This is a genomic window from Cellulomonas hominis (assembly GCF_901521055.1).
In the GTDB taxonomy this organism is placed as follows: Bacteria; Actinomycetota; Actinomycetes; order Actinomycetales; family Cellulomonadaceae; genus Cellulomonas; species Cellulomonas endometrii.
In genome coordinates this window covers 58,350-82,868 of sequence record NZ_CABEGA010000095.1, presented here as the reverse complement: position 1 = coordinate 82,868, position 24,519 = coordinate 58,350, and the positions used below count along the sequence as shown (strand labels likewise).

At 76.3% G+C, this 24,519-nt stretch carries 25 protein-coding genes and 1 riboswitch; of the genes, 8 read left to right on the top strand and 17 right to left on the bottom strand.

Features of this window, described 5'->3' with window-relative positions:
• Positions 1–1,104 (bottom strand): YeiH family protein (locus tag KJP73_RS18910; protein ID WP_213284421.1); only part of this gene is annotated, 1,104 nt, incomplete at its 3' end.
• A 69-nt stretch (positions 1,105–1,173) separates the two neighbouring features.
• Here KJP73_RS18910 and KJP73_RS18905 point away from each other — a divergent pair.
• A complete protein-coding gene (locus KJP73_RS18905; protein ID WP_213284420.1) occupies positions 1,174–2,097 on the top strand; it encodes a LysR family transcriptional regulator in 924 nt (307 codons plus the stop codon).
• 84 nt (positions 2,098–2,181) lie between these two features.
• Here the strand turns inward: KJP73_RS18905 and KJP73_RS18900 are convergent, their stop codons facing one another.
• From KJP73_RS18900 to KJP73_RS18865, 8 genes are all read right to left on the bottom strand, one after another.
• A complete protein-coding gene (locus tag KJP73_RS18900) occupies positions 2,182–2,424 on the bottom strand; it encodes a helix-turn-helix domain-containing protein (RefSeq protein WP_213284419.1) in 243 nt (80 codons plus the stop codon).
• A 249-nt stretch (positions 2,425–2,673) separates the two neighbouring features.
• Complete coding sequence (gene gcvH, locus KJP73_RS18895) at positions 2,674–3,045, bottom strand: glycine cleavage system protein GcvH (RefSeq protein WP_213284418.1); 372 nt, start codon at positions 3,043–3,045, stop codon at positions 2,674–2,676.
• A 47-nt stretch (positions 3,046–3,092) separates the two neighbouring features.
• Entirely contained in the window at positions 3,093–4,253 is a 1,161-nt protein-coding gene (gene gcvT / locus KJP73_RS18890; RefSeq protein ID WP_283770248.1) for a glycine cleavage system aminomethyltransferase GcvT, read from the bottom strand.
• Entirely contained in the window at positions 4,250–7,255 is a 3,006-nt protein-coding gene (gcvP, locus tag KJP73_RS18885) for an aminomethyl-transferring glycine dehydrogenase (protein ID WP_213284417.1), read from the bottom strand. Before gcvP ends, gcvT begins: the two co-directional genes overlap by 4 nt.
• Before the next feature lie 190 nt (positions 7,256–7,445).
• Positions 7,446–7,581: riboswitch (glycine riboswitch) on the bottom strand.
• 30 nt (positions 7,582–7,611) lie between these two features.
• On the bottom strand, positions 7,612–8,178 hold the full coding sequence (locus tag KJP73_RS18880) for a hypothetical protein (protein WP_213284416.1): 567 nt from the start codon (positions 8,176–8,178) through the stop codon (positions 7,612–7,614).
• Positions 8,175–9,269 (bottom strand): lactate/malate family dehydrogenase, encoded by a 1,095-nt coding sequence (locus tag KJP73_RS18875; RefSeq protein ID WP_213284415.1) that lies wholly within the window; start codon positions 9,267–9,269, stop codon positions 8,175–8,177. Before KJP73_RS18875 ends, KJP73_RS18880 begins: the two co-directional genes overlap by 4 nt.
• A 54-nt stretch (positions 9,270–9,323) precedes the next feature.
• A complete protein-coding gene (locus tag KJP73_RS18870) occupies positions 9,324–9,752 on the bottom strand; it encodes a zf-TFIIB domain-containing protein (protein WP_213284414.1) in 429 nt (142 codons plus the stop codon).
• A gap of 88 nt (positions 9,753–9,840) precedes the next feature.
• Positions 9,841–11,025: a pyridoxal phosphate-dependent aminotransferase gene (locus KJP73_RS18865; protein ID WP_213284413.1), complete on the bottom strand. Its 1,185-nt coding sequence runs from the start codon at positions 11,023–11,025 to the stop codon at positions 9,841–9,843.
• A 79-nt stretch (positions 11,026–11,104) separates the two neighbouring features.
• Between KJP73_RS18865 and KJP73_RS18860 the strand changes: the two genes are divergently transcribed.
• Positions 11,105–11,899, top strand: coding sequence for an alpha/beta fold hydrolase (locus KJP73_RS18860; RefSeq protein WP_249669554.1), 795 nt, complete (start codon positions 11,105–11,107; stop codon positions 11,897–11,899).
• A gap of 31 nt (positions 11,900–11,930) precedes the next feature.
• Here KJP73_RS18860 and KJP73_RS18855 read toward each other — a convergent pair whose 3' ends face one another.
• Positions 11,931–12,443: a low molecular weight protein-tyrosine-phosphatase gene (locus KJP73_RS18855; RefSeq protein WP_213284431.1), complete on the bottom strand. Its 513-nt coding sequence runs from the start codon at positions 12,441–12,443 to the stop codon at positions 11,931–11,933.
• A gap of 221 nt (positions 12,444–12,664) precedes the next feature.
• Between KJP73_RS18855 and KJP73_RS18850 the strand changes: the two genes are divergently transcribed.
• Positions 12,665–13,549, top strand: coding sequence for an SDR family oxidoreductase (locus KJP73_RS18850; RefSeq protein WP_213284411.1), 885 nt, complete (start codon positions 12,665–12,667; stop codon positions 13,547–13,549).
• Positions 13,550–13,718: 169 nt separating this feature from the next.
• On the opposite strand, the gene map is transcribed toward KJP73_RS18850, so the two are convergent.
• From map to KJP73_RS18835, 3 genes are read right to left on the bottom strand one after another with little or no spacing between them, the layout of a single operon-like run.
• The gene (gene map, locus KJP73_RS18845) at positions 13,719–14,489 is read right to left on the bottom strand and encodes a type I methionyl aminopeptidase (RefSeq protein WP_213284410.1); all 771 of its coding nucleotides are present in this window, start codon (positions 14,487–14,489) and stop codon (positions 13,719–13,721) included.
• A 9-nt stretch (positions 14,490–14,498) separates the two neighbouring features.
• Positions 14,499–15,086 (bottom strand): TetR/AcrR family transcriptional regulator, encoded by a 588-nt coding sequence (locus KJP73_RS18840; protein WP_213284409.1) that lies wholly within the window; start codon positions 15,084–15,086, stop codon positions 14,499–14,501.
• Positions 15,079–15,936 (bottom strand): alpha/beta fold hydrolase, encoded by an 858-nt coding sequence (locus tag KJP73_RS18835; RefSeq protein WP_213284408.1) that lies wholly within the window; start codon positions 15,934–15,936, stop codon positions 15,079–15,081. Before KJP73_RS18835 ends, KJP73_RS18840 begins: the two co-directional genes overlap by 8 nt.
• Before the next feature lie 64 nt (positions 15,937–16,000).
• On the opposite strand from KJP73_RS18835, the gene KJP73_RS18830 reads away from it, so the two are divergent.
• Both KJP73_RS18830 and KJP73_RS18825 read left to right on the top strand, forming a co-directional pair.
• Positions 16,001–16,579 (top strand): GNAT family N-acetyltransferase, encoded by a 579-nt coding sequence (locus KJP73_RS18830; protein WP_213284430.1) that lies wholly within the window; start codon positions 16,001–16,003, stop codon positions 16,577–16,579.
• Between the two features lie 350 nt (positions 16,580–16,929).
• Entirely contained in the window at positions 16,930–17,568 is a 639-nt protein-coding gene (locus KJP73_RS18825; protein ID WP_213284429.1) for an NADPH-dependent F420 reductase, read from the top strand.
• Positions 17,569–17,601: 33 nt separating this feature from the next.
• Here KJP73_RS18825 and KJP73_RS18820 read toward each other — a convergent pair whose 3' ends face one another.
• On the bottom strand, positions 17,602–17,997 hold the full coding sequence (locus tag KJP73_RS18820; protein WP_213284407.1) for a winged helix-turn-helix domain-containing protein: 396 nt from the start codon (positions 17,995–17,997) through the stop codon (positions 17,602–17,604).
• Positions 17,998–18,182: 185 nt separating this feature from the next.
• On the opposite strand from KJP73_RS18820, the gene KJP73_RS18815 reads away from it, so the two are divergent.
• Complete coding sequence (locus KJP73_RS18815; RefSeq protein ID WP_213284406.1) at positions 18,183–20,477, top strand: hypothetical protein; 2,295 nt, start codon at positions 18,183–18,185, stop codon at positions 20,475–20,477.
• Between the two features lie 372 nt (positions 20,478–20,849).
• Positions 20,850–21,341: an FBP domain-containing protein gene (locus KJP73_RS18810; RefSeq protein ID WP_213284405.1), complete on the top strand. Its 492-nt coding sequence runs from the start codon at positions 20,850–20,852 to the stop codon at positions 21,339–21,341.
• A gap of 31 nt (positions 21,342–21,372) precedes the next feature.
• On the opposite strand, the gene KJP73_RS18805 is transcribed toward KJP73_RS18810, so the two are convergent.
• Positions 21,373–22,344: an LLM class flavin-dependent oxidoreductase gene (locus KJP73_RS18805; protein ID WP_249669553.1), complete on the bottom strand. Its 972-nt coding sequence runs from the start codon at positions 22,342–22,344 to the stop codon at positions 21,373–21,375.
• A 100-nt stretch (positions 22,345–22,444) separates the two neighbouring features.
• Here KJP73_RS18805 and KJP73_RS18800 point away from each other — a divergent pair, with 100 nt between their 5' ends.
• A complete protein-coding gene (locus tag KJP73_RS18800; RefSeq protein ID WP_213284404.1) occupies positions 22,445–23,062 on the top strand; it encodes a dihydrofolate reductase family protein in 618 nt (205 codons plus the stop codon).
• Here the strand turns inward: KJP73_RS18800 and KJP73_RS18795 are convergent.
• Positions 23,031–23,627 (bottom strand): dihydrofolate reductase family protein, encoded by a 597-nt coding sequence (locus KJP73_RS18795; protein WP_213284403.1) that lies wholly within the window; start codon positions 23,625–23,627, stop codon positions 23,031–23,033. The genes KJP73_RS18800 and KJP73_RS18795 overlap by 32 nt on opposite strands.
• A gap of 57 nt (positions 23,628–23,684) precedes the next feature.
• On the bottom strand, positions 23,685–24,464 hold the full coding sequence (locus KJP73_RS18790; RefSeq protein WP_249669552.1) for a DUF1206 domain-containing protein: 780 nt from the start codon (positions 24,462–24,464) through the stop codon (positions 23,685–23,687).
• Between the last annotated feature and the right edge of the window lie 55 nt (positions 24,465–24,519).

The following is a 24,519-nucleotide window of genomic DNA, read 5'->3' as shown; positions in this document are numbered from 1 at the left end:
AGGGCGGAGGAGAGAGGGGGGCTTCGGGTGGGCCGGAGAAGGTGTAGAAGACGCGGCCCGGCTGGTCCGCCCGGGCGGCCGCCCCCCCGCCCGGGCCGCCGCGACCAGCGTCGATGCGGCGCCCAGCGCGAGGGGGCGGCCGCCGGTGCGGACCAGCCGGCCCAGGTGGATCTGCGTCCCCAGCGCGGTCATCGCGGCGCCGAGCAGCAGGGTGGTGACCGGCTTGACCGCGGGCAGCAACGCGTCGGGCAGCACGCCCGACGACCGCACGGCCACCGCCACGACGAACCCGACCACGAACAGCGGCACGAGCGGCGGCCGTCCGGCGCCCGTCCGGCTCCCCTCCAGCGGGGTGCTCGCCCGCCGCGCGACCCCGACCCCCGCGACCAGCGGCGCGAGCAGCACCACGCGCGCGAGCTTCGCGACCACGGCGACCGACAGCGCCGCGGCGGACACGGTGCCGGCCGCCGCGACCACCTGCGCGACCTCGTGCACCGACATCCCCGCCCACAGCCCGGCGGTCCGGTCGGAGAGCCCGAGCGCGGCGGCGGCGAGCGGCACCCCGACGATCGCGAGGCTGCCGTACACGGTGACCAGCGCGACCGCGGTGGCGACCTCCTCCTCGTCGGCGTCGGCGACGGGGCTCATCGCGGCGACCGCGGCGGCGCCGCAGATCGAGAACCCGGTGGCGACCAGCAGGGTCAGCGCGCGCCCGACCCCGAGCCGGGGCCCGAGCCACCGCGTCGCCGCGAAGGTCACCGCCACCGTGACCAGCAGCACCGCGGCCTCGGCGACGCCCAGCCCCAGCAGGTCGCCGACCGACAGCTGCAGCCCCAGCAGCACGACGCCCGCACGCAGCACCCGCCGGCCGGTCCAGGCGAGCCCGGGCTCGAGCGCCGTCGGCAGCAGCCCCGTGGACCGCGCGACCGCCCCGAGCAGGATCGCGACCAGCAGCCCGGGGAGCACGGGGACGGCGCGGGTGAGCGCGAGGCACGCCGCGGAGACGCCGACCGCGACCAGCACGCCCGGCAGCAGCACGGCCAGGAGCGCGCGCGCCCCGGCGGTGGCGGAGCGGCGGGGGACGGCGGGGACGGGCTGCGGCACCCTGCCACGATCCGCGACGCCGCCGCCCGCCGGAACGCCCGATGCCCTCGCACCCTCTAGCCTGACGCTATGGCTCCGGACGCACCCGGCCGACGTGTCCCGCTCGGCGCGCTCGAGCTGCTCGACGCCGTGGACGCGCACGGCTCGCTGTCCGCAGCCGCGCGGGCGCTCGGGATGGCCCAGCCGTCCGTCAGCACGGGCCTGCGCCGGCTCGAGCGGCAGACCGGTCTGGCGCTCGTGGTGCGCACGGCGTCCGGGACGCGGCTGACCGACGCGGGGACCGCGCTGCTCGGGCGCGCGCGCGACGTGCTGGCCGCGTCGGACGCCCTGGAGCGGGAGGTCGCGGCGCTGCGGACCGTCCAGCAGGGCCGGGTCCAGATCGCGGCCAGCCTCAGCGTCGCGGAGTACCTGGTCCCCGGCTGGCTCGCGTCCCGCCCGGCCGGGTCGCCCGTGGTGGACCTGGAGGTCGCGAACTCCCGCGACGTGGTGGACGCCGTGCTGCACGGCCGCGCCGACCTGGGGTTCGTGGAGGGACCGGACGTCCCGGACGGGCTGCACGCCCGCCCGGTCGGCGACGACGAGCTGGTGGTCGTGGTCGCGCCCGGGCACCCGTGGGCCCGCCGGCGCCGGCCGGTGACCGCGGCGGAGCTCAGCGCGGCGCCGCTGGCCGTGCGGGAGGCGGGGTCGGGGACGCGCGCGGTGCTCGAGCGCGCGCTGGTCGCGGCGGGCCACCCGCTCGGCGGGTCGCCGGCGCAGCTGGGCTCGACGTCGGCCGTGAAGAACGTGGTGCGCGGCGGCTCCGCGGCCGCCGTGCTGTCGGCGCTGACCGTGGCCGACGAGCTCGCGCGCGGGGACCTGCGGCGCGTGCCGGTCGACGGGGTGGACCTGCGGCGCACCCTGCGGGTGGTCTGGGCCCGCGGGCGCCGGCCGTCCGCGGCGGCGCGCGACCTCGCGGAGCACGTGCTGCAGGAGTCGGGGCGCGCACGACGCTGATCCGCCGGGCAGGTCCCTGCGCCGTGGGGGCGGCGCGGCGGGACGCGTCCGGCGGCGGTCGGCCCGGGGGCCGGCCGCGGCGGGTCAGCGGATGCCGGCGGCCTTCGCCCAGGCGACCGCCTCGGCGCGCGTGGAGACGCCGATCTTGCGGTACACCGAGCGGACCTGGGACTTCACCGTGTTGCGGGTGACGAACAGGCGGCGGGCGATGTCCTCGAGCGTGACGTCCTCCGCCAGCTCGGCGAGGACGACGCGCTCACGGACCGTGAGCGGCTCACCGAGGATGCTGGTGGTGGACGGCGTGGGGGCGAGCTCCAGGGTGGCCATGGGTGTCCTCCGTGTGCGAGTGACGAGAAACCGGCTGCTGGGGGTCTCCGGCGGCCTACTCCCCGTTGATCGGCAAGTGTGGCCGTCGGTGTCGCAGTTCGGATCTCACCCGCTTCTCACCCGCGGCGGACCAGACGGTACTGGTGGGTACCGTGGTAGGTCCGAAGTCCCAGGTCACCCTCCGGCAAGCGATATCCAGCCCCTCGGTACAAGTCCACCCGAACGGGCTAACACCCTTTCGGGTGCATCTCAGTCCGTGATCTGAGCCGCGTACTCCTCGGCCGAGAGCAGCGCCCCGGTGCCCGTGACGTCCACGCGGAACAGCCACCCGGCGCCGTACGGGTCGGCGTTCACGACCGACGGCTCGTCCACCGCCTCCTGGTTCACCTCGACGACGGTGCCCGAGACCGGGGAGAACAGCTCCGAGACCGACTTGGTGGACTCGACCTCGCCGACCACCGCGCCCGCGGCGATCTCGCTGCCGACGGTCGGGAGCTCGAGGTAGACGATGTCGCCGAGCGAGTCGGCGGCGTTCTTCGTGATGCCGACGGTCGCGGGGGTCTCGCCCTCGATCCACTCGTGCTCGGCGGTGTACTGCAGGTGGGAGGGGACGTCGCTCATGGGGGTTCTCCGGGGACTCGGTGGGAAGCGGCGGGCGGGGAGGTCGGTCAGGACCGACGGTAGAACGGCAGCGCGACCACGCGGACGGGCTCGCGGCGGCCGCGCACGTCGACGGCCAGCTCGGTGCCGACCGCGCTGACCTCGGGCGTCACGTACGCCATCGCGATGGGCGTGCCGAGCGTCGGGGACGGCGCGCCGGAGGTGACCCGCCCGACGGTGGCGGCGTCCGGGTCGGTGCCGGCGACGACCTCGTACCCGTGCCGGGCGGCGCGGCGGCCGGTCCCGACCAGGCCGACGAGGACGCGGGAGGGGGCGGAGTGCGCGCGGGCGGCCAGGGCCTCCCGGCCGACGAACGGCAGCGGGTTCCCGTCGGCGTCGACCTTGTCGAGGCGCACGACCCGCCCGAGGCCCGCGTCGTGCGGCGCCGTGGTCCGGTCGAGCTCGTTGCCGTACAGCGGCATGCCGGCCTCGAGGCGCAGGCTGTCCCGCGCGGACAGGCCGGCGGGCACGAGGCCGAGCGGCCGGCCCGCCGCGAGCAGCGACTGCCAGAGGCCGGGCGCGGCGGCGGCGGGCACGAACAGCTCGAACCCGTCCTCGCCGGTGTAGCCGGTGCGGGCCACGAGCGCCTCCACGCCGGCGACGGTCGCGGGCACGGCGGCGTAGTACTTCACGTCGCGCACCGCCTCGACCTGCGCCGGGTCGGTCAGCCCGGTGACGATCTCCGCCGCCCGCGGGCCCTGCACCGCGACGAGCGCCGTCTCCAGGGACCGGTCCGTCAGCGAGGCGTCGAACGGGGCGAGCCGCTCGGCCAGCGCGTCACGGACGACGGCGACGTTCGACGCGTTCGCCACCACCAGGTACGACGCGTCACCCAGCCGGTAGACGATGAGGTCGTCGACGATGCCGCCGTCCTCCTGCACGATCATCGTGTAGCGGGCGCGGCCGATCGCGAGGCCGGAGATGTTCCCGACCAGCGCGCGGTCCAGCCCCGCCCCGGCCTGCGGGCCGTCGACGTGCAGCTCGCCCATGTGCGAGAGGTCGAACAGCCCGGCGGCGGTGCGCACCGCCTGGTGCTCGGCGAGGTCGCCGGCGTAGCGCAGCGGCATCATCCAGCCGGCGAACGGCGTCATCGTCGCGCCGAGGGCGACGTGCTCGTCGTGCAGCGGGGACAGCACCGGCTCGGTCGCGGTGGTCGTCGGCTCGCTCACAGTGCGGCTCCCTCGGCGTAGGCCTCGATCGGCGGGCAGGCGCACACGAGGTTGCGGTCCCCGTGCGCGCCGTCGATCCGCCGGACCGGCGGCCAGTACTTGCCGGCGCGCAGGCTCGCGACCGGGTAGGCGGCCAGCTCGCGGCCGTACGGCTTGTCCCACGTGTCCGAGGTGACGGCCGCGGCGGTGTGCGGGGCGCCCCGCAACGGGGACTCCGCGACGGTCCACCGCCCGGCGGCCACCGCGTCGATCTCCCCCCGGATCGCGACGAGCGCGTCGACGAACCGGTCGAGCTCGGCCAGGTCCTCGCTCTCGGTCGGCTCGACCATGAGGGTCCCCGCGACCGGGAACGACAGCGTCGGGGCGTGGAACCCGTAGTCCATCAGGCGCTTGGCGACGTCCTCCGCGGTGACCCCGGTCTCCTTGGTGATCGTGCGCAGGTCGAGGATGCACTCGTGCGCGACCAGCCCCGCGGGGCCGGTGTAGAGGACCGGGAAGTGCGGGGCGAGGCGGGAGGCCAGGTAGTTCGCGGACAGCACCGCGGTCTCGGTGGCCCGGCGCAGGCCGTCGCCGCCCATCAGCGCGACGTAGGCCCACGAGATCGGCAGGATGCCGGCCGAGCCGAACGGCGCCGCGGACACCGCCGGGGCGGACCCGCCCGCGAGCGTGCCCTCGTCGCCGGTCCACACGGCGTCGGTCGCCGGCAGGTACGGCACCAGGTGCGCCGCGACCCCGATCGGCCCGACGCCGGGGCCGCCGCCGCCGTGCGGGATGCAGAACGTCTTGTGCAGGTTGAGGTGCGACACGTCGCCGCCGAACTCGCCCGGCCGCGCGAGGCCGACCAGGGCGTTGAGGTTGGCGCCGTCGATGTAGACCTGGCCGCCCGCGGCATGCACCAGGTCGCAGACCTCGCGCACGTCCTCCTCGTAGACGCCGTGCGTCGAGGGGTAGGTGATCATGATCGCGGCGACCCGGGGGCCGTGCTGCTCGAGCTTGGCGCGCAGGTCGTCCAGCTGGACGGAGCCGTCCTCGGCGGTCGCGACGACGACGACCCGCATGCCGGCCAGGGCGGCCGAGGCGGCGTTGGTGCCGTGCGCGGAGGCGGGGATGAGGCAGACGTCGCGGACCGGGACGTCCTCGGGGGCGGCGCCGGCGGCGACCGCCTCGGCCCGGCGGCCCTCGTGGTACCCGCGGATCGCGAGCAGCCCGGCGAACTCGCCCTGCGAGCCGGCGTTCGGCTGCACGGACACCGCGGCGTACCCGGTGATCTCCGCGAGCCACGCGGTCAGGTCCCCGATGAGCTCCGCGTACCCGGCGGCCTGCTCGGCCGGCACGAACGGGTGCAGCCCGGCGAAGCCCGGCCACGAGATGGCCTCCATCTCGACCGTCGCGTTGAGCTTCATCGTGCAGGAGCCCAGCGGGATCATCGTCCGGTCCAGCGCGAGGTCCTTGTCGGACAGCGCCCGCAGGTACCGGAGCATCGCCGTCTCGGACCGGTGCCGGTGGAACACCGGGTGGGTGAGGTAGGCGCTGGTGCGGCGGAGCGACGCGGGGATCGCGGGTGCGTCGAGGCCCTCGGCGGCACCCGGCGCGCCGGCCGCGGCGTCGGCGTCCGCGAACGCCGCGAGCACCTCGGCCACGTGCGCCTCGGTCGTCACCTCGTCGCAGGTCACCTGGACGTGGTCGTCGTCGGCCGCCCAGACGTTGATCCCGCGGGCGGCCGCCGCGGCGACGACGGCGCGGGCCCGGCCCGGCACCACGGCGCGGACCGTGTCGAAGAACTGCGCGTGCTCGACCCGCACGCCGCCGGCGCGCAGGCCGTCCGCGAGCGCGACCGCCCGTGCGTGCACCCGCTCGGCGATCTCCCGCAGGCCGTCGGGGCCGTGGTAGACCGCGTACATCGAGGCGACGATCGCCAGCAGGGCCTGCGCGGTGCAGATGTTGCTCGTGGCCTTCTCGCGGCGGATGTGCTGCTCGCGGGTCTGCAGGGCCAGGCGGTAGGCGCGGGCGCCGTCCGCGTCGATCGAGACGCCGACCAGGCGGCCCGGCAGCGAGCGCTCCAGGCCGGTTCGCACGGCCATGTACGCCGCGTGCGGCCCGCCGTAGAACAGCGGGACGCCGAACCGCTGCGCCGAGCCGACGGCGATGTCGGCGCCCTGCTCGCCGGGCGGGGTGAGCAGCGTGAGGGACAGCAGGTCCGCGGCGACGGTCACGAGCGCGCCCGCGTCCTTCGCCGCCGCGATCAGGGGCGCCAGGTCCCGCACCGCGCCGGACGCGCCGGGGGCCTGCAGCACGAGGCCGACCAGCGCCTCGTCGCCCAGGTCCGGCAGGCCGGCGGAGAGGTCCGCGACCCGGACGGCCAGCCCGGCGGCCTCGGCGCGCCCCAGCGTGACCGCGAGCGTCTGCGGCAGGCAGTCGGCGTCGAGCACGACCACGCCGGTGCGGCCCTTCGCGGAGCGGTGCATCAGCGCGACGGCCTCGGCGACGGCCGTAGCCTCGTCCAGCAGCGACGCGTTCGCGACCGGCAGCGCGGTGAGGTCGGCGACGACGGTCTGGAAGTTCAGCAGCGCCTCGAGCCGGCCCTGCGAGATCTCGGGCTGGTACGGGGTGTACGCGGTGTACCAGGCGGGCGACTCGAGGACGTTCCGGCGGATCACCGGCGGCGTCACGGTGTCGTGGTAGCCCAGGCCGATCATCTGGGTCAGCACGGTGTTCTTGTCCGCGAGCTCGCGGAGCGCCGCCAGCACCTCGGACTCGCCGCGGGCCTCGGGCAGGGCCAGCGGCCGGTCGGTGCGGATGCTCGCCGGGACGGCGGCGTCGATCAGGGCGTCCAGGCCGGGCCAGCCGTCGCCCACGTGCGCGAGCATCGGGTCGAGGTCGGCCGTGCGGGGGCCGACGTGCCGGTCGGCGAAGCCGCGGGCGGCGTCCGTGCGGGACGCGTCGGCGGGCGTGCCGGCGTCCGTCGTGCGGGCGTCGGTCGGGAGGTGCTCGAGCTGGGTCACGCGGCTGCTCCGGGGTCGGACGAGCGGATGGGGCGTGCGCCTCCCCGCTCTGTCATCCGCCGGCCACGGGCGCGGAGCCCGGGACGTGCGACCTGAGAGTTTTGCCGGTCCGCCAGTGCCCGTCAGGGCCGGGGCGCGCCGACTTGCACCGTCGGTGGACCGGCCGAGGCCGGTCGCTTTCCAGAGTTGCCTCGCCACGACGGTACGGGGGCCTGAGAGTTTCCCGGGGAGGGTTGCTCCTTCGGCGCCTCGCGTCCGGCCGTCCGCACCCGACCGCGGAGGTCGAGCGTCCTGGCCGTGCGGGAGGGCTCTCCCGCCGCGGTTCGAGCAGCGTGTTGAGTTGTCTGCGCGCCAGCCTAGCCGGGCCCGGGCGCGGCGTCTGCCCCCGGGACCCCGTCGGGGCGCGCCACCTCGGCGGCGTCCGCCGCGACCCCCGGGGGCGGCAGCAGCACCGTGGCCGTCGACAGGGCGCCGCGGGCGCGGGCGTCCGCCACGACGCGCTCGACGTCGCGCAGCGTGCCCTCGACGAGCACCGGCTGACCCAGGCCCGCGTCGCCCGACCAGCGCACCGCGGCATCGGCGGGCGGCGCGAACCCGTCCGCTGTCGCCGGCAGGTGCACCACCGCCGCCGCACGCACCGCGGGGTCCTCCGCCCGCCGGACCTCCGCGGAGCGCACCGCGGCCAGCCGCCGCACCGTCCGCATCAGCAGCCGCTGCCGGCGCTCGGACGCGGTGAACGTGACGACGATCAGGCCGACCCCGTCCGCGACGTCGCCCGTGCTGAGGGAGTCGAACGAGACGCCCCGGGTCGAGAACACCCCCGCGACCGCCGTCAGCGTCCCGGTCGCGTCCGCGCCGGCCACGAACGCCACCCAGCGCGGGTCGTCCGCCGCGCTGCCCACGGTCCCCACGGTCGCGGTCACCGGTCGCCCCCGTCCGCCGCGCTGCCCAGGTCCCACGCCCGGAGCATCGCGTCGATCCGCCCGGCCGACGCGAGCAGCCGCCGCGCCTCGTCGGGGTCCGGTTCGTCCAGCAGCACCCGCGTCCACCCCTCCGGCCCCAGGACCACCGGCACCCCCAGCACCCCGCGCAGCGGCGTCCCGGCGACCGTGACCTCCCCGTCCAGCGCGACCTGCCCGGCCACGACGATGTCCCGCCCGTCGAGGATCGTGTCCACCAGGTCGACCGTCGCGTTCGCGGTGGCCGCCGCCGTCTTGGCCCCGCTCTGGTGGGTCAGCCACGGCCGCGCGACGCCCCGCAGGTCCGGCGGCCAGGACTCGATCAGGTCGAACGCCGCCGCGACGTCGTCCGCCATCAGCCCCGCCAGCGTCTCCTTCGCCGCGTCGATCTCCGCGGCGAACCCGTCCAGCGACCGCCCGCCGCGCAGCCCCGCGACGGCCCGCCGGCGCTCATCGGCGTCGAGCCCGCTGATCCGCACGGTCGACCACAGCGGCACCAGGTCGTCCCCGTGCTGGCCCGCGACGAACCCGCCGACGCGGTGCCGGCGGAGGCCGAGCGACACCGCGACCTCGCGGCGGAACCGCAGCGTGTCGAGCCACGCGCCCATCCCGATTACCCGGTGCCGGCCGAGCTCGCGCGCGACGACCGCGACGCCCAGCTCGACGGGGTTCGACACGACCACCACGACCTCGTGGCCGGACCCGTGCTCCGCGATCGCCCGGGCGTACGACGCGAACACCGCGTGGTTCTCGGCCGCGAGCGCCGACCGGTCCGTGCTCGCACCCGCCCGCGCCGGCGCCGTGCGGCCGGCGGTCAGCACGATCACGTCGGCGACCACGTCGTCCGGGTCGAGCGCGACGTCGATCAGCGGCGCGTGCTCGTCGTAGGCGTCGACCAGGTCGGCCCGCAGGCCGTACGACGCGCGGCCCGACGCACCCCCGGGCCGCCCGACCAGCTGCAGCCGCGACGTCGTCGGCAGCACCCGCCGCTCGATGAGCTGGGCGCACACCTGGCGCCCCACGTCCCCTGTCGCACCCAGCACCGCCACGTCCACGCGCCCGAGACTAGGTCAGCCGGATGACGGCCGCGTGACGGCCCCGACGTCGGGTCAGTCGAAGTCGAGGAGGTCGCCGAGCCAGGACTCGCGCTTCTTCTTCCGGCCGTACGGGGAGCGGGGGTCGCGCGGGTCGCGCACGGCGCCGCGCTCGTCGTACCGGCGGTCGCCCTCGCGGTACCGGTCGTCGCGGTACCGGTCGTCACGGGACCGGTCGTCGCGGTAGCCGTCCTCCCGGTAGCCGCCGTAGCCGGGCACGGGGGTGGTCGGGAACCGCTCGAACCCGCGGTCGGGCGCGGGTGCGGGGGGCGGGACGGGGGCGGCCGCCGGTGCCGCGCCGGCGCCCAGGCTCGCGGCGCGGTCCAGGATCTTGTCGAGCTCCCCGCGGTCCAGCCAGATCCCGCGGCACGAGGGGCAGTAGTCGATCTCGACGCCCTGCCGCTCCGCCATCACCAGCTCGGCCCCGTCGGTGGGACACCTCATGCCGTCCTCCTCGCCTCGTCGCGCCGGTGGCCGGCGCAGCGCTCTGGGTGCCGAACGAACGACCCGGACCGTGGGTTCCGCGCGCCGCTCAGAGACTGGCTTGCCAGGCCACGACGCGGTCGACCGCCTCGGCCACCACCGACGGTGCCGACGCGAACGACAGCCGCACCCAGTCGTGACCGTCGACCTGGTCGAAGTCCGTCCCGGGCGTCAACGCGACACCGGCCTCGTCCAGCAGGCGCGCGCACCACGTGCGGGAGTCCAGCCCCGAGGCCGAGACGTCCGCGTAGACGTAGAACGCCCCGTCCGCGGGCGCGACCCGGGACCAGCCGAGGTCCGGCAGCCGGTCGAGCACGGTGCGCCGGGACGCGGCGTACTGCGCGACGTTGGCCTCCGCGGCGGCGTACCCCTCCGGCGTGAAGGCCGCGACCCCGGCGTGCTGCGCGAGCGCGGGCGGGCACAGCGCCACGTTCCCGGCCAGCGCGTCGACCGGCCGGACCAGGTCGTCCGGCATCACCAGCCAGCCGAGCCGCCAGCCGGTCATCGCCCAGAACTTCGAGAACGAGTTCACCACCACCACGCCGGAGCCGAGCGCGGTCGCGGCGGTCGGCGCCCCGGCGGGACCCGGCTCGGCGGCCGCCGCGTCGGCGTAGGTGATGCCGTGGTAGATCTCGTCGGACACCAGCCGGACGCCGTGCTCCGCGCACCACTGCACGAGCGCGTCCAGCGCGGCCCGGTCGATGAGCGTCCCGGTGGGGTTCGCCGGGCCCGCGACGACCAGCCCGTCGATCGGCGCGTCCAGCGCCTCCAGCTGCTCGACGGTCGGCTGGTACCGGGTCTCCGGCCCGCAGGGCAGCTCGACGACCTCGCACCCCAGCGACGCGAGGATGTTCTTGTACGCCGGGTAGCCGGGGCGGGCGAGCGCCACCCGGTCACCGACGTCGAACGCCGCCAGGAACGCGAGCATGAACCCGCCGGACGACCCGGTCGTCACCGCGACCCGCGCCGGGTCGACGTCCACGCCGTACCAGGAGCGGTAGTGCCCGGCGATCGCCGCCCGCAGCGCCGGCGAGCCCATCGCCTCCGTGTACCCGAGGTCGCCGCCCGCCAGCAGCTGCACCGCGCGCTCGCGCACCACGTCGGACGCGCCGGTCGACGGCTCCCCCACGCAGAGGTTGAGCACCGACTGGCCCGCCGCCCGGCGCGCGTTGGCCGCGGCGACGATGTCCATGACGGCGAACGGGGGCACGTGCGAGCGCGTCGACACCTTCATGCGGCCATCCTGCCCCGGCCGGCCGCGCCGCGCGCCGCCCCGTCCCCGGCGCGTGCCCCCGGGCCCCTACCGTGGCGTCGTGCCCGACCTGCTGCTCGACCGCCCCGGTGCCCGCATCGCCTGGTCCGTGGACGCCGGTGCCCCGGGACGCCCGGTCGTCACCGCGCACGGCCTCACCGCCAGCCGCGCGGTCGACGACGCCCGCGGGGTGTTCGACTGGACCGCCCTCGCCGGGCGCGGCCGCCTGGTCCGGTACGACGCCCGGGGGCACGGGCGGTCGACGGGCGGCCCCGTGCCGGAGGAGTACACGTGGCGGTCGCTCGCCGGCGACCTGCTCGCGCTCGTGGACGCGGTGTCCCCGGACGCGCCGGTGGACGCCGTCGGCGCCTCGATGGGCACGGCCACGATCCTCTGGGCGGCGACCCTGCGCCCGGACCGGTTCCGCCGCCTCGTCCTCACCATCCCGCCGACGGCCTGGGCGACCCGCGCCGCGCAGACCGAGGGCTACGAGATCGGCGCCCGCACGATCGAGCGGCACGGCCTCGCGGTCTGGGAGCGCGCCGCCGCCGCGCAGCCGCAGACGCCGGTCCTGGCCCAGGGCGGCTGGCCCCGCGGGGGCTCCCCCGACGTCCCGGAGGACCTGCTGCCGTCGGTCCTGCGCGGGGCGGCGCTGTCGGACCTGCCCGACCCGGACACGCTGGCGGCGCTCCCCCACCCGGCGCTGGTGCTGCCGTGGACGACCGACCCGGGCCACCCGGTGAGCACCGCCGAGCGGCTGGCCGGGCTGCTGCCCTCGGCGACGCTCGAGGTCGCGGCCACGCCCGAGGCGATCCGCGGCTGGGGCCGGCGCGCGGCGGCGTTCCTCGCGGACTGACCGCCCGACCGGACCCCGGCCGCTGGCGCGCTCAGACCGTGGCCGCGTCCCGCCCGTCCAGCCCGGCGCGCACCGCGTCGACCACCCCGTCCGCCGCCGCCTCGATCTCGTCCAGGCAGGTCTCGAAGTTCTCCGGGCCCCCGTACCAGGGGTCGTCGACGTCGAGCAGGTGCTCGTCCCGCACGTCGGCCACCCGGGGGGCAGCCGGGTCGAACGTCCGGAACATCACCACGCGGGAGGCGGCCTCGTCGTCACGGGCGATCCGGCGCAGGGCGCGGGCGTGCGAGGCGGTCATGGCGAGCACCAGGTCCCGCTCCCGCAGGTCGCTCGCGCGCACCTGCCGCGCCGCGCGGTCCGGGACGGGGTAGCCGCGGGCGGCGAGGGCCGCGCGGGCGCGCCGGTCGATCGGGTTGCCGTGCTCCTCGTCGCTGACCCCGGTGGAGTCCACGACCACCCGGTCGCCCAGCCCCGCCTCGTCGAGCCGCGCGCGCAGCACGACCTCCGCCATCGGCGACCGGCAGATGTTGCCGGTGCACACCGTCATGACGCGGTACCGCCCGCGGTCGTCCGTCACGTGCCCTCCTCCGCTCGTGGTGCGCGCAGCAGCACGCGTCGCGCAGGCCCCATCGTGGCACCGCGGACCGGCCACCCCGTCGGCGCGCCGACCCTCGTCCCCAGGCGGCCGTGCCCCCTCTGCCGTCGCGGCCCCGGGCGGCTACCGTCGCTGCCAGCCGGGCGCACCGCCCGCGGCCCCGAGGAGCTGACATGGACGACGACCTGATCGTGGTGACCGGGGCCTCCGGGCGCATCGGGCGGCGGCTGGCCGTCCGGCTCGCCGCGGAGGGCGCGCACCAGCGGCTGGTGGTGCGCTCCCCGGACCGCGCGCCCGCGCTGCCCGGCACGGAGACCGAGGTGGCGATCAGCCCGGGCTACCGCGACGTGGAGTCCATGCGGGCCGCGTTCGCCGGGGCGCGCAGCGTGTTCCTCGTGTCCGGGCGGGAGTCGGCGGACCGCGTGACCGAGCACCGCGCCGCCGTCGACGCGGCCGTGGACGCGGGTGTCGAGCGGGTCGTCTACCTGTCGTTCATGGGCGCCGCCCCCGACGCGACCTTCACCTTCGCCCGCGACCACTGGGCGACGGAGGAGCACATCCGTGCCTCCGGGCTGCGGTTCACGTTCCTGCGGGACTGCCTGTACCACGACGCGATCGCCCGGTTCGTCGGGGAGGACGGCGTCATCCGCGGGCCTGCGGGCGACGGGCGGGTCGCGGCGGTCGCGCACGACGACGTCGCCGACGTGGCGACCGCGGTGCTGCTGGACGAGCGGCCGCGCGCGCACGACGGCCAGGCCTACGACGTGACCGGTCCGACGGCGTACACGCTCGCGGAGGCGGCCCAGGTGCTGTCCAGCGCCACGGGCCGCACCATCACGTACGTCCCGGAGACCCTGGACGAGGCCTACGCGTCGCGCGCCCGGTACGCCGCGGAGCCGTGGGAGGTCGAGGGCTGGGTCTCGTCCTACGCGGCCATCGCCGCGGGTGAGCTCGAGGCGACCGCGCCGACGGTGCGCCGGCTGTCCGGACGCCCGGCGCAGTCGTTCTCCGAGTGGCTGACCGTGAACCCCCGGGAGTGGGCGCACCTGCGGTCCTGAACCGGGGCCGAGTGGCGAGGGCGACGCGCGACCTCCCCCGAGCGCGCGCCACCCCCACCGGCCCGGAGCTCCTGGGTAGGAGGTTCCACCGAAGCATCACCCTCCCCGCTGACCGCGGGGCGGCCGCCGGGTGAACGCGCCCCGTCGCCGCGGCGACGATCGGGCGCCGTCAGCTCGTGCGGGCGGTGAGCACCAGGGGCCCGTCGGGGGTGATCGCGACGGTGTGCTCCGCGTGCGCGGCGCGTGCGCCGTCGGCGGTGCGGATCGTCCAGCCGTCGGGGTCGATCTCGTAGTCGTCGCCGCCGGCCATGAACCACGGCTCGATGGCGATGACGAGGCCGGCGCGCAGCTTCAGCCCGCTGCCGGGGCGTCCCAGGTTCGGCACGTGCGGCTCCTCGTGCATGGTCCGCCCGACGCCGTGGCCGCCGAAGTCCGCGTTGATGCCGAGGCCGGCCGCGCGCCCGACCTCGCCGATCGCCGCCGAGATGTCGCCCATCCGGTTGCCGGGTCGCGCCTGCGCGATGCCCGCCGCGAGCGCCTGCTCGGTCACCTCGATGAGGCGCTGGGACTCCGGGTCGGTGGTGCCGAGCTGGAACGTCAGCGCGGAGTCGGCGACCCAGCCGTTCACCTGGGCCGCGAAGTCGATGCTGAGCACGTCCCCGTCGGCCAGGACCCGGTCGGAGGGCAGCCCGTGCAGGGCGGCGTCGTTCACGCTGGTGCACAGCACGCCCGGGTACGGCATGGCGCCGAACGAGGGGTGGTACCCGAGGTAGACGGAGTGCGCGCCGGCGTCGTCGATCATCCGGTGGGCGTGCGCGTCGAGCTCCTTCAGCGTCATGCCGACGCGGGCGACGTCCTTCAGGCTGCTCAGCACGCTGGCGACGAACGCGCCCGCGGGACGCATCGCCTCGATCTCCCGGGGTGTCTTCAGCTGGACCACCCGGCCACCCTATGCGCGCGCCAGCTCCTGCACCCCGGCCACGAGCATGCCGACGAGGACGTCGAAGCTCCGGTCGAGGTCGCGCGGCAGGCGGTAGCCGCCGCCGAGCTCCAGGGTGACGAACCCGTGCACCCCGGCACGCAGGGCCCGCACGGCGTCGACGGCCCGGTCGTCCGGCAGGTCGAAGCCCCGCAGCACGGCGATCATCACCTCGACGGTCCGCGCCCCGGCGGCGGACAGCTCCGCGTCGGCGGGGTCGTCCGGGTCCGCGGCGACCTGGACCGCGGCGTACCGGCCGGGCCGGGTGCGGGCGTACTCCCGCATCGCCGCCGCGAGCGCACGCACCGCCTCGGGCCCGGACCGGCCGAGCGTGCGGTCCACCAGCACGGACGTGAGGTCACCGGCGGCCAGCACGGCGACCTCGCGCCGGAGCGCCGCCAGCGAGCCGACGTGCTTGTAGAGGCTGGGGGTGGCGACGCCGGCCTCGGCGGCCACCTTCGCCAGGCTGAGGTCCGCGAACCCCGTGAGCCCGCCCGCGTCGACCAGGTCGACCGCGATCCGGACGACCGCGTCCCGGGACAGCCCGGCCCTAGGCACGACGGGCCTCCGGGACCGGGGCGGTGTCGGCGAGGAGCCCGAGCACCGCGGCGGAGACCACGTCGGGCGTCTGGTGCTGCGGGTAGTGGCCGGCGTCGGCGACGAGCAGCGTGCGGGCGTCGACCACGGACGCGATCCACGCGAGCTCCGCCGCGGGGTCGGTCCAGTCGGGGTCGAGGGCTCCGACCACCGCGAGCGCCGGGGCCTGGATGCGGGCCACGCGCGGCTCGACGACCGCGTGCGTGAGGCCGAGGGCCAGCCGGCGGAACGCCCCCAGGTACCCCGGCCGGCGCAGGCTCGCGCGGATCGCGGCGGTGTGCGCGGCCAGGCGGGGCGACCGGGTGCCCTTGTTCAGGACGCCGTAGTAGGCGGCCCACGCCCGGGCACCCCACGGCGCCGCCAGCATGACGCGGAGCACGACCCCGAGCAGCGCGCGCTTGGCGGCACCGCCCGGCGCGTCACGCAGGAACGGGCTGATCAGCACGAGCGCGCGCACGAGCTCGGGCCGGTCCGCCGCGACGACGGCCGCGGCCGAGGCACCCATCGAGTTCCCGACCAGGACCGCGGGGCCGGCACCGAGGTGCTCCACGAGGGCGGCGACGTCCCCGGCGGTGGCCTCGTCGCCGTGGGTGCGGAACCCGGCGTCGGAGTCCCCGTGCCCGCGCAGGTCGGTGGTGACGACGCGGTACCCGGCGTCGAGCAGCGCGGCGCGCAGCTCGTCGTAGGTGGACCGGAGGTCGCCCATGCCGGGGACCGCGACCACGAGCGGTCCGGTCCCGGCGTCGTCGTAGGCCACCAGCCCCTCGGGACGCTGCAGGTGGAGCGTGCGCCGTGCTGTCGATGTGTCCATAGCCCCCAGGCTAATGCCATTAGCCAATGGGAGGCAAGGGGTGCGGTCTGCCATCCTCGACCCCGTGCAGCACGACCTCGCCCTGGAGGGCCACGGAACCCGTCTCGTCCCGCTCGACGCCCCGCACGCCGAGGCGCTGGCCGCGTTCGTCGACGCGCGCGTGTGGGCGGGGATGTCGTCCCTTCTGCCCGTGGGGGTCGACGGGTGGCGCGCCGAGATCACCGCGGCGCAGGCCGCTCCCGGGCGTCTCGCGTTCGCGGTCCTGGACGCCGCGACCGGTGAGGTCCGCGGGAGCACCTCGTTCTACGACTGGGACCCGCGCGTCGGCCGCGTCGAGATCGGGCACACGTTCTTCGCGCCGCGCTGGTGGGGCACGGACAACAACCCGGCGTGCAAGCTGCTGATGCTGACCCACGCCTTCGAGACGTGGGGCTGCGCGCGGGTCGCGCTGCGGGCCGACACCCGGAACACCCGCTCGGTGGGCGCGATCACCCGGCTCGGCGCCGTGCCCGAGGGCGTGCTGCGGAGCCACCGGCTGGCACCGGACGGCACCCGCGGGGACACCGCGTACTTCTCGATCCTGCCGGCGGAGTGGCCCGCGGTGCGCGACGGGCTCCGGGCCCGCCTCGGCGCGGCGGGCTGACGCGCCCGGGCAGGGAACAGCCCGTGGGCCGGACCTCCTTCAGGAGGCCCTGCCGCGAAGGACGAGGTCGCGGCTCCCACGGGCTGCGGTGACTGCGGGGATTCGCTCGTCGCCGTGCCGGTCGGACCGGCAGGGCGGGCGAACGGATCGAGCAATCCGTCCGATGTGCTCGGGCGACTAGCGGACAGTCACCTCACGCGTCCTGGAAGACTTCATGTCTCGGACCACCTCCTTCCCGTGTGGAAAAACCGTACGACTGCGATCCGCGACCGGCCAACCGGTTTTCCGCAGAGCGGACACCCGGCCCGGTGACCAGGAACAACGAGGGCGCCCAGCCCGTTGCCCCCGGCATGACCACGATCGGATTCATCGGCTCCGGCCACATCGGCGGCGCCCTCGCACGGCTGGCCGTCGAGCACGGGCAGGCAGCCGTCGTCAGCAACTCCCGCGGCCCGCACACCCTCGTCGACCTGGTCGCCGAGCTCGGGGACAACGCCCGCGCCGGCACCGCGCAGGAGGCCGCGGCCGACGGCGACGTCGTCGTGGTGACCGTGCCGTTCCACGCCTACCGCGAGGTCCCGGCCGCCCCGCTGCAGGGCAAGGTCGTCATCGACACGAACAACTACTACTGGGAGCGCGACGGCCACGTCGCCGCGCTGGACGACGGCTCGACCACCAGCGCCGAGCTGCTCGCCGAGCACCTCGGGGGCGCGCGCGTCGTCAAGGCCTTCAACCACATCACCGCGGCGGACCTCGGCTCGAAGGGCACGCCCGCCGGCACGCCCGGGCGCCGCGCGCTGGCGATCGCCGGGGACGACGCCGAGGCGAAGGCCGTCGTCACGCAGCTCATCGACCGGTGGGGCTTCGACGTCGTCGACGCCGGCCCGCTCTCCGAGGGCTGGCGGTTCCAGCGCGACATGCCGGCGTACGGCACCGAGCTCGACGCCGAGGGCCTGCGCGCCGCGCTGGCGCAGGCCACCCGGGACTGACCCGCACCCTGACCGCACCCGGGGCGGCGGCGCTCAGTCCGCGTCGCCGTCCCGCTGCCCGGGCACGAGCACCTCGGGTGCCAGGCGGTACCCCAGCCCGCGCACCGTGCTGATCGACCCGCGGTCCCCCACGCCCTCCGCGAGCTTGCGGCGCAGGTTCGCCATGTGCACCTCGATGCTGCGCCGGTCGGCGTCCGTCGGTGACGGCACCGCGTGCGGCCCGTGCACCGCCACCGCGAGCGCGAGCTCGTCCTTCGACACCGGCTGGCCGGCGCGCTCCGCGAGCGCCACGAGGATCTCGAACTCGCTGCGGGTCAGCGGCACCGGCCGGTCCGCGACGCGCACGCACCGCGCGGGGACCTCGACCACGAGGTCGCCACGCACCAGCACCCGGCCGTCGTCGTGGCCGGGCATCTCCCCGATCGCCATCGCCTCACCGTACGGGCCGTGCTCGCGGCTCGCGCGACGAGCCGTGCTGTGCATGCGCTGTGGGTGGTAGCACCCGGACCGTCGCAGCCGACCCTCAGTTTTCCTGACGCGTCGTGATCTCCCGCCGATCAGGGCCCCGTCCAGAACAGGTCGGGGATGGGTCCCCGTCGAGACGAGGGAAGCCCATGCAACGCGAACGACTGACATGGTGGGGCCGGCTCCGGCGTCCCGCCTCCCTGGTGGCAGCGGCGGCCGTCGTGGCCGTCGTCCTGCCGGCATCGCCGGCGATGGCCGCGAACAGCGTGACGATCTCCCCGCCGGTCGCCGGTGCCGAGCGCGCCGGTGAGAGCGCGACGTACGACTTCAGCTGCGACCTGGACACCAGCTCGCGGCTCGGTGCCTACTGGGTGCTGACGGACGCGGAGGGCGTGATCGCCTCCAGCGACATCGACCTCGACGAGGACACCTTCACGCACCGCTCCGGCTCGTTCACGATCAACTACGCTGACCTCGCGGCCGGCCAGTACACGATCGTCGCGGCCTGCTACCTCTCCGGTCAGGCCTCCGAGCCGCAGATCCGCCCCGTCGCGCTGGTCGGTGACGTCGAGACCGTCACCTCCGTCGTCTCCCCCGGCACGGTCGTCGCGGGCCAGCCGGCCACGCTCGCCGCGACCACGACCGGCGTGCCGGTCGGCTCGCCGATCGAGTTCAAGGTCGGGCAGACCGTGGCCGGCACCGCGCCGGTCGACGCGAACGGCCGCGCGGAGATCACCTACACCTTCACGGAGTGGTCCGAGCTGCGCGCGAACTACGCCGGCGCACCCGGGTTCAAGCCGTCCGGCTCCTACTCCTCGGTGAACGTCATCACCGACGTCACCGCCGGCCACTACGGCTACGGCCCGTTCCCGACCGTCGGGCAGCCGGCGTACTTCGAGACGGACGGCTGGAAGCCGACCGTCGAGCAGGGCCTCCGGCTGAGCTGGTCGTGGGCCCTCGACGGCGTGCCGGTCAGCGAGGACCCGACCTTCACCCCGCAGCCCGGCCAGGAGGGCAAGGCGCTCAGCGTGACCGTCACGGGCTCGCACCCGACGCTCGCGCCCGGCACCGCCAAGTCGATCTCCCAGACCCTGGGGACGATCCAGCGCGGCACGATCGCGGCGGGCGACCTGGCCCTCGACGGCACGGTCGACGGCCAGGCCGTCCTCGGCCAGGTCCTCACCCCGCGGCCGTCCGGCTGGGCGGGCGCGTCGATCGCGTACGAGTGGTTCATCGGCGACAACGAGTTCTCCGTGCCCGGCGCCACGTACACCCCCACCGCCGCCGACCTCGGCAAGACCATCCGCGTCCGCGCCACCGTCACCGCCCCCGGCATGACCACCGTGCACGACGACGCCTGGGCGTGGGCGGCCGTGGCCACCCCGACCGTCACGGTCGGCTCGTCGACCGTCGTCGTCGGCCGCGACGCGGTCGTCCCGGTCAAGGTGAGCGGCCCCGCGGGCGCCCCCGTGCCCGCCGGCGACGTGCGGGTGACGCTGACCCCGAAGGCCGGCGGTTCGGCGATCGTCCTGGACGACGCGCTGCTGAACGGCAAGGGCTCGGCGTCCGTCACGGTCCCCGGCCTGGCCGTGGGCACGTACGCCGTCTCGGTGGCGTACCTGCCGACCCCGAGCATGCTCGCCCGGTACGCGGTCACGGCCGTCGACATGTCGACCAACCCGTACCTCGAGGCCCAGGGGTCCGGCACCGTCACCGTCACCAAGGCCACGCTCGCCGTGTCCGCGCCGGCGACGCTCGACGTCCCGGTGGCGACGCAGGGCGCGCTGAAGGTCACCGTCGGCGGGTTCGTCCTGCCGCAGACCTTCGTCGTCCGGGAGGGTGAGACGGTGCTCGGCCAGGGCCAGCTCGCGCAGGACGGCGTCATCGCCATCGACCTGCCGGTGCTCACGCCCGGCACGCACGACCTCGTCGTCGACCTGCCCGAGACCGCCTCCACCCTCGCCGCCTCCGGCGCGGTCCGGGTGACGGTCGGGGGCGAGCCGGCCCGCGTGGGCGCGCTGCCGACCGCGGAGCTGGAGACCCCGAAGGCCGCCACGGCCCCGGGTCAGCAGATGGAGCTCGTCGCCGAGGGCTTCGAGCCCGGTGAGACGGTCGCGTTCTACTTGCACTCCGACCCGGTGTTCCTGGGCACCGCGGTGGCCGACGCGAACGGTGTCGCCCGTCTGCTGGCGAGCATCCCGGCGGACGTCCCGACGGGTGCGCACACGGTCATCGCGACCGGTGGCACCTCGGGCCGCTGGGCGAGCCTCCCGGTCGTGCTCGCGGTCCCCGGGGCGACTCCGGCCGCGAGCCCGGCCGCGGCCGGCGACGACCTCGCCGTGACGGGTGCCCAGAGCGGCGCCCTGATGGCCGGGGCCTGGCTCCTGCTGCTGGTCGGGGCCGGCCTGGTGGTCGTCGCCCGCCGGGTGCGCAGCGCCCGCTGACGCACGTGCCCGACGGCCCCCCGACCCCCGCGGTCGGGGGGCCGTCGTCGTCCGCGCGGCAAAGAGGTCGACGACCCCGCCGGGGGTGGTGGCAGAATCACTCCGGTGCCGCGGGACCGCCGCGGCCGATCAGCACGGAGCTCGAGGGAGCAGGCGCATGCGCGCAGGGAGCGAGGCCGGCCGTCACGGCCACCTTGCGTGACGCGACGTCACCCGTCGCGCCCCGCTGACCCACCCGCCCGCCGCGCCCTCCGGCGCGAGCCCGGCCGGGTCCCCGTGTCGTCCCCGCGACGGGTCCTGCCCTCCCTCCCAGCCGCACTCCCGCGCGCTCGACGCGCGCCGCGGCGACCTGATCCGAGAGCGAGCCCCGCCATGCGTCCCGTCACCGATGCCCAGATCCGCGCGTCCTTCGTCAACTGCTCCCGCCGCGAGGCGGCCCAGGCCACCCTGCCCGCCGGCCTCGCCGCGACGGACTGGGACCGCCTCGACTACCTGGGGTGGGCCGACCCCAAGAACCCCCGCCGCTCGTACGTCGTGACCTGGCTGGACGACCGGCTCGTCGGCATCGTGCTCCGCGCGGCGGACGGCGGCACCAAGCGCAACGCCGTGTGCGCGTGGTGCGAGGACGTCGTCGCGACCAACGAGGTCGCCCTGTTCGTCGCGAAGCGGGCCGGCGTCGCAGGCCGGAACGGCGACACCGCGGGCACGCTGATCTGCACGGACTTCGCGTGCTCCGCGAACGCCCGCCGCCGCCCGACCATCGCCGAGGCGGGGAACGACGCCGCCGGGGTGGTCGCCCGGCGCATCGCGGGGCTCCAGGAGCGCAGCACCCAGTTCGTCGCCCTGGTCGCACGCCCCTCCTGACCGGAGTCCCCGCCCCGGTCCCGGCCGGGGGTCAGAGCACCCCGGCGAGCGCCTCCAGGGCTGCGAGCCGGTCCGGTCCGGCCGGGGCGAGCGCCACCGCGTCCGCCCCGGCCGCGCCGATCGCCGCGATCCGCGCCCGCGCCTGCTCGGGCGTGCCGACCACGGCCAGCTCGTCGATCCAGGCCTCGGGCAGCTCGGCGGCGAAGGCGTCGGGGTCGGGGTGGCGCTCGCTCAGCGCGCGGAGCTCCGCACCGAACGACAGCGGGTCGACGTGCGGGGCCCACGACGGCTGGCCCATCCAGCCGAGCAGGGGCCGGACGGCGGCGCGCGCCGCAGCCGGGTCCGCGTCGACCGCGGCGACCTCGTAGCCGACCACCCGGTGGCCCGGCGCGTCACCGATGTGCCCGCGCGCCGCGCGGACGTACTCGGGTCCGACGGGCTCGGCGAGCACCGTCCCGTCCGCGCACCGGCCGGCGACGGCCAGCGACTTCGGCCCCCGCACCCCGGCCAGCACGGGCGGCACCACCGCGGGCGGGCTCTCCAGCCGCACGCGGTCCAGCTGCACGTACCGGCCGCTGACGGTGACCTCCTCGCCGCGCAGCAGCGCCCGCAGCGCCGTCACGTACTCCTCGAACGCGGTGAGCGGGCTCGCCGGCCACGCACCGACCTGCCGCATCCAGTCCGGCATCCCGTGCCCGATGCCCAGGTGCAGCCGGCCGGGGAACAGCTCGGCGACGGTCGCGGCCTCCATCGCGGCGAACGCCACGTTCCGGGCGCCGACGGGCAGGATCCCCACCCCGACGCGGATCCGCTCCGTCACCGCGAGCGCCGCGGCGGCCTGCGCCATCCCGCCGCGGAACCCGAGGTCCTCCACGACCCACAGCTCCGCGAAGCCGAGCTCGTCCGCGCGCCGCACGTAGGGCAGCACCTGGTCCACGGGCAGGTCACGGGGCAGGATCACGCCGATGTCGGGCAGGCCGGGGGTCGCGTCGTCGAGGCTCACGCGACGACTCTAGGGCCCGTGCGTGGCCCCGCGTGGCCCGTTGTGCTGTGCTGTCCGCAGAGCCCCCGCGCCGTCGCGGGGACGCACCGGGGAGGTCGGCATGGCCACGCTCGTGTACTCCGCGATCACGTCCCTCGACGGCTTCGTCGCCGACCGGTCGGGCCGGTTCGACTGGAGCGTCCCCGACGAGGAGGTGCACCAGGCGGTCAACGACCTGCACCGCGGCGTCGGCACGTACCTCTACGGGCGGCGCCTGTACGACGTCATGGTCGCGTGGGAGACGATGCCGACGGCCGACCAGTCCCCGGCGGTGCAGGACTTCGCCCAGCTCTGGCGCGCGGCGCACAAGGTCGTGTACTCCACGACGCTCACGGAGCCGCGCAGCACCCGCACGCAGGTCGAGCCGACGTTCGACCCCGGGGCGGTGCGGCGGCTGCTCGCGAGCTCCCCGCACGACGTGCTGGTCGGCGGGGCGCACCTGTCGGCGCACGCGTTCCGCGCCGGGCTGGTCGGCGAGGTGCACCTGTTCGTGTCACCGGTGCTGGTCGGCGGCGGGACCCGGGCGCTGCCGCGCGGGGTGCGGCTCGACCTGGAGCTGCTCGGCGTCCGGCGGTTCGGGAACGGGGTCGCGCACCTGCACCACCGCGTACGCCCGGGCGCACCGGAGCCCGTCACCGCAGCGCCCGTCAGCGCAGGACCGGGAACGACAGGTGGGTGACGTGCCGGCCCTGCACGACCGACGTCGGGTCGCCGAGCACCGCGGGCCAGCCCGCGTCGCCGGTGAAGTAGCGGCGGCCGGACCCGAGCACCACCGGCACCAGGTCGACGTTCACGGCGTCGAGCAGCCCCGCGTGCAGCGCCTGCGTCGCGATGGTCCCCGCCGCCACGCCCACCACGGCGTCCCCCGCGATCTCCTGCGCGGCGGCCACGGCCTCGCCGATCCCCTCGTGCATCACGACGAGGTCCGGTGAGCCGAGCGCCGCGGACGCCGCGACGGGCCGGTGCGTCAGGACCACGAACGGCACCCCGAGCGGGTGCGCGCCGCCCCAGCCGTCCGTGAGGTCGAACAGCTCCCGCCCCACGACGAGCGCCCCGAGGGACGCGCGCCAGGCCAGCCAGTACTCCGCGCTCGCCCGGGTCAGGCGGAACGGGGGCAGGTCGCCGTGGTTCTCGACCACCACGTCACCGTTCTCGTACCACGCGAACAGCTCGTCGATGCCGTGGTCCTGCCGGGCGATGAAGCCGTCCAGCGACATCGTCGCCGACGCGATGACCTGTCCCATGGCCCGACGCTAGCCCTGCGGCGGGGTGGGGAGAAGGGGCCGGGGGACGGGGCCCGCTCAGACCTTCGCGTGCCGCGCCCGGCCGAACGCGTACACCCCGTACGCCGCGAACCCGAGCGCCACCAGGGTGAGCAGCACCGCGCCGAACGGCAGGTCCGCCAGCGCGTGCAGCGCCCCGTCGAGCCCCTGCGCCTTCTCGGGGTCGCTCTGCACGGCGGCGACCACCAGCAGCACCCCGACGACCGCGAGCGCCGCGCCCTTGCCGATGTAGCCGACCCGGCCGGCGGTGCGGACCCACGGGGCCGGGCTGCTCTCGAGGTCCTCGAGGAACTTCTCCGTCCAGCCCTTCACCACGTGGTACCCGCCGACCACGACGACGCCCACGCCGACGAGCCCGACCAGCACCCGGCCGGCGCCCGAGGACATCAGCCCGGCCGTCTGGCCCCCGGACCCGCCGGACCCGCCGCCCGAGCCGCTGGTCAGCACCGACACGGTCGTCCAGGCCAGCACCGCGTACACCACGGCCTTGCCCGCGGCCTTCGCACGGTCGGAGGCCTCGCCCCAGGCGACCGCCTCCGTGACCTGCCAGAGCGCCAGCAGCACGAACCCCACGACCAGCACCCACAGCAGCGCCTTGCCGAGCCCGTTCCCCGCGAGCTGCGCGAGCGCGCCCTGCTGGTCGGCCTGCTCCCCGCCGGACGACCACGCGAGCTGGACGGTCACCCAGGCGAGCAGCAGGTGCAGGACGCCGCTCGCCGCGTAGCCGAGCCGGGCGCCCTTCTCGAGGAGCGGGTGGTCCCCGGCGCGGGACGCGGCGTTCTGCATGTGTCCGGTCATGGGGCGAGCGTGGCACCGGACCGGCTCACGCGCGCGCGATGGCGCCCAGGTCCAG

Bases quoted from the DNA above. Each gene is read 5' to 3' on its own strand.
- KJP73_RS18865 (WP_213284413.1), bottom strand. From the start codon at position 11,025: ATGAAGGTGTCGACGCGCTCGCACGTGCCCCCGTTCGCCGTCATGGAC.
- KJP73_RS18905 (WP_213284420.1), top strand. From the start codon at position 1,174: ATGGCTCCGGACGCACCCGGCCGACGTGTCCCGCTCGGCGCGCTCGAG.
- KJP73_RS18835 (WP_213284408.1), bottom strand. From the start codon at position 15,936: ATGGACACATCGACAGCACGGCGCACGCTCCACCTGCAGCGTCCCGAG.
- KJP73_RS18795 (WP_213284403.1), bottom strand. From the start codon at position 23,627: ATGGGACAGGTCATCGCGTCGGCGACGATGTCGCTGGACGGCTTCATC.
- KJP73_RS18820 (WP_213284407.1), bottom strand. From the start codon at position 17,997: ATGGCGATCGGGGAGATGCCCGGCCACGACGACGGCCGGGTGCTGGTG.
- KJP73_RS18850 (WP_213284411.1), top strand. From the start codon at position 12,665: ATGGACGACGACCTGATCGTGGTGACCGGGGCCTCCGGGCGCATCGGG.
- KJP73_RS18825 (WP_213284429.1), top strand. From the start codon at position 16,930: ATGACCACGATCGGATTCATCGGCTCCGGCCACATCGGCGGCGCCCTC.
- KJP73_RS18790 (WP_249669552.1), bottom strand. From the start codon at position 24,464: ATGACCGGACACATGCAGAACGCCGCGTCCCGCGCCGGGGACCACCCG.
- gcvH (WP_213284418.1), bottom strand. From the start codon at position 3,045: ATGAGCGACGTCCCCTCCCACCTGCAGTACACCGCCGAGCACGAGTGG.
- KJP73_RS18900 (WP_213284419.1), bottom strand. From the start codon at position 2,424: ATGGCCACCCTGGAGCTCGCCCCCACGCCGTCCACCACCAGCATCCTC.
- KJP73_RS18855 (WP_213284431.1), bottom strand. From the start codon at position 12,443: ATGACGGTGTGCACCGGCAACATCTGCCGGTCGCCGATGGCGGAGGTC.
- KJP73_RS18800 (WP_213284404.1), top strand. From the start codon at position 22,445: ATGGCCACGCTCGTGTACTCCGCGATCACGTCCCTCGACGGCTTCGTC.
- KJP73_RS18870 (WP_213284414.1), bottom strand. From the start codon at position 9,752: ATGAGGTGTCCCACCGACGGGGCCGAGCTGGTGATGGCGGAGCGGCAG.
- KJP73_RS18815 (WP_213284406.1), top strand. From the start codon at position 18,183: ATGCAACGCGAACGACTGACATGGTGGGGCCGGCTCCGGCGTCCCGCC.
- KJP73_RS18810 (WP_213284405.1), top strand. From the start codon at position 20,850: ATGCGTCCCGTCACCGATGCCCAGATCCGCGCGTCCTTCGTCAACTGC.